The sequence below is a fragment of the Saccharomonospora iraqiensis subsp. paurometabolica YIM 90007 genome, assembly GCF_000231035.2.
GTDB classification, from domain to species: domain Bacteria; phylum Actinomycetota; class Actinomycetes; order Mycobacteriales; family Pseudonocardiaceae; genus Saccharomonospora; species Saccharomonospora paurometabolica.
In genome coordinates this window covers 3,944-12,139 of sequence record NZ_KI912211.1, presented here as the reverse complement: position 1 = coordinate 12,139, position 8,196 = coordinate 3,944, and the positions used below count along the sequence as shown (strand labels likewise).

8 protein-coding genes are annotated in these 8,196 nt (G+C 72.8%); all 8 read right to left on the bottom strand.

All coding sequences use genetic code 11. The features are described 5' to 3' along the window. The coding region (gene argH / locus SACPADRAFT_RS25605; RefSeq protein WP_007025566.1) for an argininosuccinate lyase at positions 1-1,207 on the bottom strand (1,207 nt) is incomplete at its 3' end. 158 nt (positions 1,208-1,365) lie between these two features. Beyond that, on the bottom strand, positions 1,366-2,571 hold the full coding sequence (locus tag SACPADRAFT_RS0204535; protein WP_007025565.1) for an argininosuccinate synthase: 1,206 nt from the start codon (positions 2,569-2,571) through the stop codon (positions 1,366-1,368). Further along, positions 2,564-3,169, bottom strand: a complete 606-nt coding sequence (locus SACPADRAFT_RS25600; RefSeq protein WP_007025564.1) for an arginine repressor — start codon at positions 3,167-3,169, stop codon at positions 2,564-2,566. Before SACPADRAFT_RS25600 ends, SACPADRAFT_RS0204535 begins: the two co-directional genes overlap by 8 nt. After that, positions 3,166-4,095, bottom strand: coding sequence for an ornithine carbamoyltransferase (gene argF / locus SACPADRAFT_RS0204525; RefSeq protein ID WP_007025563.1), 930 nt, complete (start codon positions 4,093-4,095; stop codon positions 3,166-3,168). Before argF ends, SACPADRAFT_RS25600 begins: the two co-directional genes overlap by 4 nt. A gap of 2 nt (positions 4,096-4,097) precedes the next feature. Then, complete coding sequence (locus SACPADRAFT_RS0204520) at positions 4,098-5,372, bottom strand: acetylornithine transaminase (RefSeq protein ID WP_007025562.1); 1,275 nt, start codon at positions 5,370-5,372, stop codon at positions 4,098-4,100. Then, a complete protein-coding gene (gene argB / locus SACPADRAFT_RS0204515) occupies positions 5,359-6,324 on the bottom strand; it encodes an acetylglutamate kinase (RefSeq protein ID WP_007025561.1) in 966 nt (321 codons plus the stop codon). The genes SACPADRAFT_RS0204520 and argB overlap by 14 nt, the downstream gene beginning before the upstream one ends. Next, complete coding sequence (gene argJ, locus SACPADRAFT_RS0204510; RefSeq protein ID WP_007025560.1) at positions 6,321-7,469, bottom strand: bifunctional glutamate N-acetyltransferase/amino-acid acetyltransferase ArgJ; 1,149 nt, start codon at positions 7,467-7,469, stop codon at positions 6,321-6,323. The genes argB and argJ overlap by 4 nt, the downstream gene beginning before the upstream one ends. Positions 7,470-7,620: 151 nt before the next feature. Next, a partial coding sequence (locus tag SACPADRAFT_RS0204505) for an Asd/ArgC dimerization domain-containing protein (RefSeq protein ID WP_007025559.1) occupies positions 7,621-8,196 on the bottom strand: 576 nt, incomplete at its 5' end.

Genomic DNA, 8,196 nt, shown 5'->3' with positions numbered 1-8,196 from the left:
CGAGCCCCACGCCGCGCTCCTCGGCGACGCGGACGCACTCGCCCGCGGCCTCGTGGGCGGCACGGAACGGCACCCCCTGCCGGACGAGCCACTCGGCGATGTCGGTGGCGAGCGTGAACCCGGCGGGGGCCAGCGCCGCGAGCCGTTCGGTGTGGAAGGTGAGGCTGCCGACAGTGCCCGCGACCGCGGGCAGCAGCAGTTCCAGCTGCGCCACGGAGTCGAAGACCGGTTCCTTGTCCTCCTGCAGGTCCCGGTTGTAGGCCAGCGGCTGTGCCTTGAGCGTGGCCAGCAGGCCCGTGAGGTTGCCGATCATCTTCCCGGACTTGCCGCGGGTGAGCTCGGCCACGTCGGGGTTCTTCTTCTGCGGCATGATCGAGCTGCCGGTGGCCCAGGCGTCGTCGAGGGTGACGTAGCCGAACTCGGCGGTGTTCCAGATGATGATCTCCTCCGCGAGGCGGGAGAGGTTCACCCCGAGCATCGTCACCGCGAACGCGAACTCGGCGGCGAAGTCGCGGGAGGCGGTGCCGTCGATCGAGTTGTCCACCGAGGTGTCGAAGCCGAGTTCGGTGGCGACCGCGACCGGGTCGAGCCCGAGCGAGGAGCCCGCCAGCGCGCCGGAACCGTAGGGGGACTCGGCGGTGCGGGTGTCCCAGTCACGCAGCCGGCCGACGTCGCGGGACAGGGCCTGGGCGTGGGCGAGCAGGTGGTGGGCCAGCAGCACCGGCTGGGCGTGCTGGAGGTGGGTGCGGCCGGGCAGGACGGCGTCCGGGTGGCGGCGGGCCTGCTCCACCAGTGCCTCGACGACGTCGAGGGTGCCCGCGGCGACCCGCCGGGCGGCGTCGCGCAGCCACATGCGGAACTGGGTGGCGACCTGGTCGTTGCGCGAGCGGCCCGCGCGCAGCTTGCCGCCCAGTTCCGCGCCCGCGCGTTCCAGCAGCCCGCGTTCGAGTGCGGTGTGCACGTCCTCGTCGGCCACGGTCGGGGTGAACGCGCCGGAGGCGACGTCCTCGGCGAGCTGGTCGAGCGCGCCGAGCATGGCGTCCAGTTCGGCCTCGGTGAGCAGCCCGGCGCGGTGCAGCACCCGGGCGTGTGCCCGCGACCCCGCGATGTCGTACGGCGCCAGGCGCCAGTCGACGTCGGTGGAGGCGCTCAGCGCCGCCATCGCCTCGGCGGGCCCCTCGGCGAACCGCCCTCCCCACAGCTTCATGCGTGCGTCCCCTCTCGTGATCCGTGTGTCCCGCCGCCGACGTGGTCGCCGTGGGTTGCCGTGAGGGGCACTTTCCCTGCACCGGACGCAGGGAAAGTGCCCCTCACCGCATGTGATGCAGGGAATGTGCCCTTCACGGCACACCCCGGTGCGGCGGCTCAGCCGTGCTTGCTCTGCTGGCGCTTGGCGGCGATCTTGCTGGGGAGGCCCCAGAGTTGGACGAAGCCCTTGGCCAGGGACTGGTCGAAGCTGTCGCCCTCGTCGTAGGTGGCGAGGTTGAAGTCGTACAGCGACTCCGCGCTGCGCCGGCCGGTGACGGTGCAGGTGCCGCCGTGCAGCACCATGCGGATCTCGCCGGTGACGTGCTCCTGGGCCTTGCCGACGAAGCCGTCCAGCGCGTCCTTCAGCGGGGAGAACCACAGGCCGTCGTAGACCAGCTCACCCCACCGCTGCTCGACCTGCCGCTTGAACCGGGCGAGGTCGCGCTCGACGGTGACGTTCTCCAGCTCCTGGTGCGCGGTGATCAGCGCGATGGCGCCGGGCGCCTCGTACACCTCGCGGCTCTTGATGCCGACCAGCCGGTCCTCGACCATGTCGAGCCTGCCGATCCCGTGCGCGCCCGCCCGGGTGTTCATCTCCTGGATGGCCTCGAGCACGGTGACCGGCCTGCCGTCGATGGCGACCGGGACACCCTTGTCGAAGGTGAGCACCACCTCGTCGGGGGCCTGGAAGTGCACCGTGGGGTCCTGGGTGTAGGAGTACACCTCCTTCGGCGGGGAGTTCCACAGGTCCTCCAGCACGCCGGTCTCGACGGCCCGGCCCCACACGTTCTGGTCGATCGAGAACGGCGACTTCTTCGTCACGTCGATCGGCAGGCCGTGCTGCTCGGCGTAGGCGATCGCCTTCTCCCGGGTCCAGGCGAAGTCCCGCACCGGCGCGAGCACGTTCAGGTCCGGCGCGAGCGCACCGATGCCGACCTCGAAGCGCACCTGGTCGTTGCCCTTGCCGGTGCAGCCGTGCGCCACGGTGCTCGCGCCGTGGTACTTGGCGGCCTCGGCGAGATGCTTGACGATCAGCGGCCGGGACAGCGCCGAGACCAGCGGGTAGCGGTCCATGTAGAGGGCGTTGGCCTGCAGGGCGGGCAGGCAGTACTCGTCGGCGTACTCGTCCCGCGCGTCGGCCACCACGGCCTCCACCGCACCGCAGTCGAGGGCCCGCTTGCGGATGGTCTCCAGGTCCTCACCACCCTGGCCGAGGTCGACGGCGACGGCGACCACCTCCGCCTTCGTCTCCTCGGCGATCCAGCCGATCGCCACCGAGGTGTCGAGCCCACCGGAGTAGGCGAGCACAACCCGTTCAGTCATGCTGGTTCTCCTCACTCACGTTCTGTGTGTCGTTCCGGGTCGTGCCCGTGTCGTGCCGGTCCGGGTCCGCCTCGGCCGCGTCCGAGCGCTGTGCCAGGGCGGTGAACCGCTCGGCCACCTGGGTGCCCGTCAGCGGTTCGCGGGCGATCACCGCGACCGTGTCGTCGCCGGCGATGGAGCCGACGACCTCCTCCAGCGCGGCCCGGTCGATCGCGCTGGCGAGGAACTGCGCCGCCCCCGGCGGGGTGCGCAGCACCGTGAGGTTGCCCGAGCCCTCGGCCGAGACCATCAGCTCGGCCAACAGGCGCGACAGGCGGGACGTGCCACCCTGCACGCCGCGGACGGGGCTGCCGTCCTCGGGGATGACGTAGACCGGCGCCCCCGAGTCGGGACCGCGGAGTTTCACCGCACCGAGTTCGTCGAGGTCGCGGGACAGCGTGGCCTGGGTGACCTCGATGCCCTCGGCCGCCAGCAGTTTCGCCAGCTCGGTCTGGCTGTGCACGGCGGTGCCGGACACCAGTTCGATGATCCGGGCCTGCCTGCTCGCGCGGTTCATGGTGGGGGTCACCGTCGCGTTCCGGGGCGGGCGTGCGGTCACCGTGCCTGCTCCCGCAGCAACCACACCAGCAGTGCCTTCTGGGCGTGCAGCCGGTTCTCCGCCTCGTCCCACACCGCGCTCGCGGGCCCGTCCAGCACCTCGTCGGTGATCTCCCGGCCCCGGTGGGCGGGCAGGTCGTGCAGCACGATCGTGTCCCTGCCGGTGCGCGCCAGCAGGTCGGTGTTGACCTGGTAGGGCCAGAACGGGGACACGCGGTCCCGGCCGTCGGCCTCCTGTCCCATCGACGTCCACGAGTCGGTGGTGACCACGTCGGCCCCGTCGACGGCGGCGTGCGGGTCGGTGAACACGCGCGCGCTGCCCCCGGTCTCGGCGGCCCGCGCCGCCACCGCCTCCCGCACCCACGGCAGCGGGTGGAATCCCTCGGGTGCGGCCACGCGGACATGCATTCCCGCGGTGACGCCGCCGAGCAGGAGCGAGTGCGCCATGTTGTTCGCGGCGTCGCCGAGGTAGGTCAGGGTGAGTCCGGCCAGCGTTCCCTTGCGCTCGCGCACCGTGTGCAGGTCGGCCAGGATCTGGCACGGGTGGAATTCGTCGGTGAGCGCGTTCACGACGGGCACGTCGGACGCCGCGGCGAAGGCGTCGATGCGCTCCTGGCCGAACGTGCGCCACACCACGAGATCCACGTACCGGGACAGGACCTTCGCGGTGTCGCCCAGGGTCTCCTCCCGGCCGAGCTGCATGCTGCGGCCGTCCACGACGACCGGGTGGCCGCCGAGCTGGGCGATGCCGACCTCGAAGGAGAACCGGGTGCGGGTCGAGTTCTTCTCGAAGAGCACGGCGACGGCCGTGGGCCCGGCCAGGGCGTCGCCGAGCGGTTGCTTCTTCAGCTCGTCGGCGAGGTCGAGCACGGCGCTCTGCTCGTCGGGGGTGAGGTCGTCGTCGCGCAGGAAGTGACGTGGGGGCATGGTCAGTCGTCCTTGTCCGGGTGGGCCCCGGGACCGGCCTCGGGGGCGACCGGGGCGGGGCGCGCCGCGTCGAGCACGGCGGGCAGGTCCTTGACGAAGTTCCCGGCCTGTTCCCGGCCGAGGATCAGCGGCGGGGCCAGGCGGAGCACGTCCGGCTTGACCGGGTTGACCAGGTATCCGGCATTCTGTGCGGCCGCGGCGACCGCCGCCGCGACGGGCTCGTGCAGCAGTACGCCGAGCAGCAGTCCCTCCCCCCGCACGCCGCGCACCAGCGGGTGTTCCAACCGCCCGATCCCGGCGGCGAGCTCGGCGCCGAGGTCGGCGGCGTGCTCGAGCAGCCCGTCCGTGGCGATCGTGTCCAGCACCGCGAGCCCGGCCGCGCAGCAGACGGGGTTGCCGCCGAAGGTGGTGCCGTGCTGGCCGGGTCCGAACAGGTCCGCGGCGGGGCCGAACGCGAGGCACGCACCGAGCGGCAGACCACCGCCGAGCCCCTTGGCCAGGGTCACCACGTCCGGCGTGATCCCGGCCCGCTGGTAGCCGAACCACGCTCCGGTGCGGCCGATGCCGGTCTGCACCTCGTCCAGCACGAGCAGGGCCCCGTGCCGGGCGGTGATCTCCCGCGCGGCGCGGAGGTAGCCCGCCGGTGGGACGACGGCGCCGTTCTCCCCCTGGACGGGTTCGACCACGAAGGCGGCGGTGTCGTCGTCCACGGCCGCCTCGAGGGCGGCGACGTCGCCGTAGGGCACGTGCTCCACCCCCGGCACGAGCGGCTCGAAGGGGGTGCGCTTGTCCTCCTGGCCGGTGAGCGCGAGCGCCCCCATGGTGCGGCCGTGGAAGCCGCCGTCGGTGGCGACGACCTTCGTCCGCCCGGTGCGGCGGGTGATCTTGAAAGCGGCCTCCACGGCCTCGGCACCGGAGTTGGTGAACAGCACCCTGCCGTCCGCGCCGCTTCCCTCCGCACCGGACAGTGCGAGCAGCCGCTCGGCCAGGTCGAGAGCGGGTTCGTTGATGTAGAGGTTCGACGTGTGCCCGAGGGTGCCGACCTGGCGGGTCACCGCGGAGACCACGGCGGGGTGGGCGTGTCCCAGGGCGTTCACGGCGATCCCGCCCACCAGGTCGAGGTAGCGGTTGCCGTCCGCGTCGGACACGACGGCGCCCTCCCCCTCCCGCAGCGTCAGGGCGGGGGTGCCGTAGTTGTGCATCATCGCCGTCTGCCACCGCGACCGGTTGGCGGCGTTGTCGCCGGTGTGCGCGGCCGGTGTCTCACCGGTCGTCATCGTCGACCCCCTCGTCCGGCAGGACCATCGTTCCGACGCCCCGCGAGGTGAACACTTCGAGCAGTACCGAGTGCGCGAGGCGCCCGTCGATGACGTGGGCACGGGGCACCCCGCCCCGGACGGCACGCAGGCACGCGCGCATCTTCGGGATCATGCCGCTGGCGAGGTCCGGCAGCAGCCGTTCGAGCCGGTCGGCGCCGATGCGGTCCACCAGGGACGCACGGTCGGGCCAGTCGGCGTAGAGGCCCTCGACGTCGGTGAGCACGACCAGCTTCTCCGCGCCCAGCGCGGCGGCCAGCGCGCCGGCGGCGGTGTCGGCGTTGACGTTGTGCACCACGCCGTCCACGTCCGGTGCCACCGTGGACACCACCGGGATCCGTCCGGCGTTGACGATGTCGCGCACCGCGTCCGGGTCGACGTCGGCGACCTCCCCGACGAGTCCGATGTCGACCGGCTCGCCGTCCACGGTCGCGTGCGTGCGTTCGGCGGTGAACAGGCGGGCGTCCTCACCGGAGATCCCGACCGCGTACGGACCGTGCGCGTTGATCAGTCCGACGAGTTCCCGGCTGACCTGGCCGACGAGCACCATGCGCACGACGTCCATCGTCTCCGGCGTGGTCACCCGCAGTCCGCCCTTGAACTCGCCGTCGATGCCGAGCCGGTCGAGCATCGTGGTGATCTGCGGGCCGCCGCCGTGCACCACCACCGGGCGCAGGCCCGCCAGCCGCAGGAACACCATGTCCTGCGCGAAGGCGTGCTTGAGGTCGTCGTCGACCATGGCGTTGCCGCCGTACTTGACCACGACCCAGGCGCCGTGGAAACGCTGCAACCAGGGCAGGGCCTCGACCAGCACGCCCGCCTTCTCGGCGGCGGTGGCCAGGCGTTCGTCGGCGGAGACGGTGCGCGTGGCGGCCGGATCGGTTCCGGAGGGACGGTTCGGTGTGGGGGTCATGTCGAGTAGGCCGAGTTCTCGTGCACGTAGGCGTGGGTGAGGTCGTTGGTCCAGATCGTCGCCGACTCGCCGCCCGCCTTGAGGTCGACGGTCACGGTGACGGCGCGGTCGCCGAGGTCGACGGCGTCCCGCGGTTCGCCGGGGCCACCGGCGCGGCAGATCCACACCCCGTTCACGGCGACGTCCAGGGTGTCGGGTTCGAAGACGGCGTCGGTGGTGCCGACCGCGGCGAGGATGCGGCCCCAGTTGGGGTCCCGGCCGTAGACGGCGGTCTTGAACAGGTTGCTGCGGGCGATCGCCCGGCCGACCGTCACCGCGTCGTCCTCCGAGGCCGCGCCGGTGACCTCGATCGCGATGTCGTGCTCGGCGCCCTCGGCGTCGCCGAGGAGCTGCTGGGCGAGGTCGTGGCAGGCGTCGGTCAGCCGTGCGGTGAACTCCGCCTCGTCCGGGCGGGTCCCGGAGGCTCCGCTGCACAGCAGCAGCACGGTGTCGTTGGTGGACATGCAGCCGTCGGAGTCGAGCCGGTCGAAGGTGCGCCGGGTGGCCTCCCGCAGGGCACGGTCGGCGGTGTCGGCGTCCACGTCGGCGTCGGTGGTGACCACCACGAGCATGGTGGCCAGCGCGGGCGCGAGCATCCCGGCGCCCTTGGCCATGCCGCCGACCGAGTAGCCGTCCCCGGAGCGCACGACTTCCTTGCGGTGCGTGTCGGTCGTCCTGATCGCCTCGGCGGCGGCGGTTCCCGCGTCCGCGGCGAGTGCGCCCACGGCGGCGTCGATGCCCGTGGTCATCTTCTCCCGGTCGAGCTGTTCCCCGATCAGGCCGGTCGAGCAGACGACCACGTCGATCGCGCCCGTGCCCAGCCGCTCGGCCACGAACTCGGCGTTGGCGTGCGTGGTCTGGAAGCCCTCCGGGCCGGTGTAGCAGTTGGCGCCGCCGGAGTTGAGCAGCACGGCCTTCGCCCGGCGGTCCTGCAGGACCTGCTCGCTCCACAGCACCGGGTTGGCCTTGCACCGGTTGCGGGTGAACACCGCGGCGGCCACGTCCGACGGGCCGTCGTTGACCAGGAGCGCGACGTCGGGGCCCGCGCTCTTCAGTCCGGCGGTGACCCCGGAGGCCCGGAAACCGTCGGTGGCGGTGACGCTCATGAGGTGACCTCCGGTGCGGGGCGGTCGGGGTGGGCTCTCGGGCGGGGGTTCGCGGACTTGGGGCGTCGACTCGCGGCCCTGGAGTGACGACTCGCAGTCCTGGAGTGGCGACTCGCCGTTCTGGGGTGGCGACTCGCGGGGGTGGGTGGGGTCACGGGGCGACTCCCGTGGTGGGGAGGGCGGTGGGCTCGGGGAGGCCGAGGGCGAGGTTCATCGACTGGACGGCGGCGCCGGCCGTGCCCTTCGTCAGGTTGTCCAGGGCGGCGACCACCACCAGCCTGCCCGCGTCGGCGTCGACCGTCGTCTGCAGCTGCACGGTGTTCGCGCCGAGCGTGGCGGCCGTGCTGGGCCAGGTGTCCTCGGGCAGCAGGTGGACGAACGGTTCGTCGGCGTAGGCCTTGTCGTAGACGGCCCGGGCGGCGGCGGTGTCGGTCTCCCCCGCCAGCGGTGCGGTGGCCGTGGTGAGGATGCCCCGCGGCATCGGCGCGAGCACCGGGGTGAACGACACCGCGACGCGCGTACCCGCGGCGGTGGTGAGGTTCTGGATGAACTCCGGGGTGTGCCGGTGGGCGCCGCCGACGCCGTAGACGCTGGCCGAGCCCATCACCTCGGACCCCAGCAGGTGCGGCTTGAGGCTCTTGCCCGCACCCGAGGTGCCGGTGACGGCGGTGACGGCCACCTCGGGCCGCACCAGCCCCGCCGCGAGCGCGGGCGCCAGCGCCAGCGA

What these genes read in the sequence shown, in the direction of transcription:
- argF (WP_007025563.1), bottom strand. Translation starts at nt 4,095, where the DNA reads ATGCCCCCACGTCACTTCCTGCGCGACGACGACCTCACCCCCGACGAG.
- SACPADRAFT_RS0204535 (WP_007025565.1), bottom strand. Translation starts at nt 2,571, where the DNA reads ATGACTGAACGGGTTGTGCTCGCCTACTCCGGTGGGCTCGACACCTCG.
- argJ (WP_007025560.1), bottom strand. Translation starts at nt 7,469, where the DNA reads ATGAGCGTCACCGCCACCGACGGTTTCCGGGCCTCCGGGGTCACCGCC.
- argB (WP_007025561.1), bottom strand. Translation starts at nt 6,324, where the DNA reads ATGACCCCCACACCGAACCGTCCCTCCGGAACCGATCCGGCCGCCACG.
- SACPADRAFT_RS0204520 (WP_007025562.1), bottom strand. Translation starts at nt 5,372, where the DNA reads ATGACGACCGGTGAGACACCGGCCGCGCACACCGGCGACAACGCCGCC.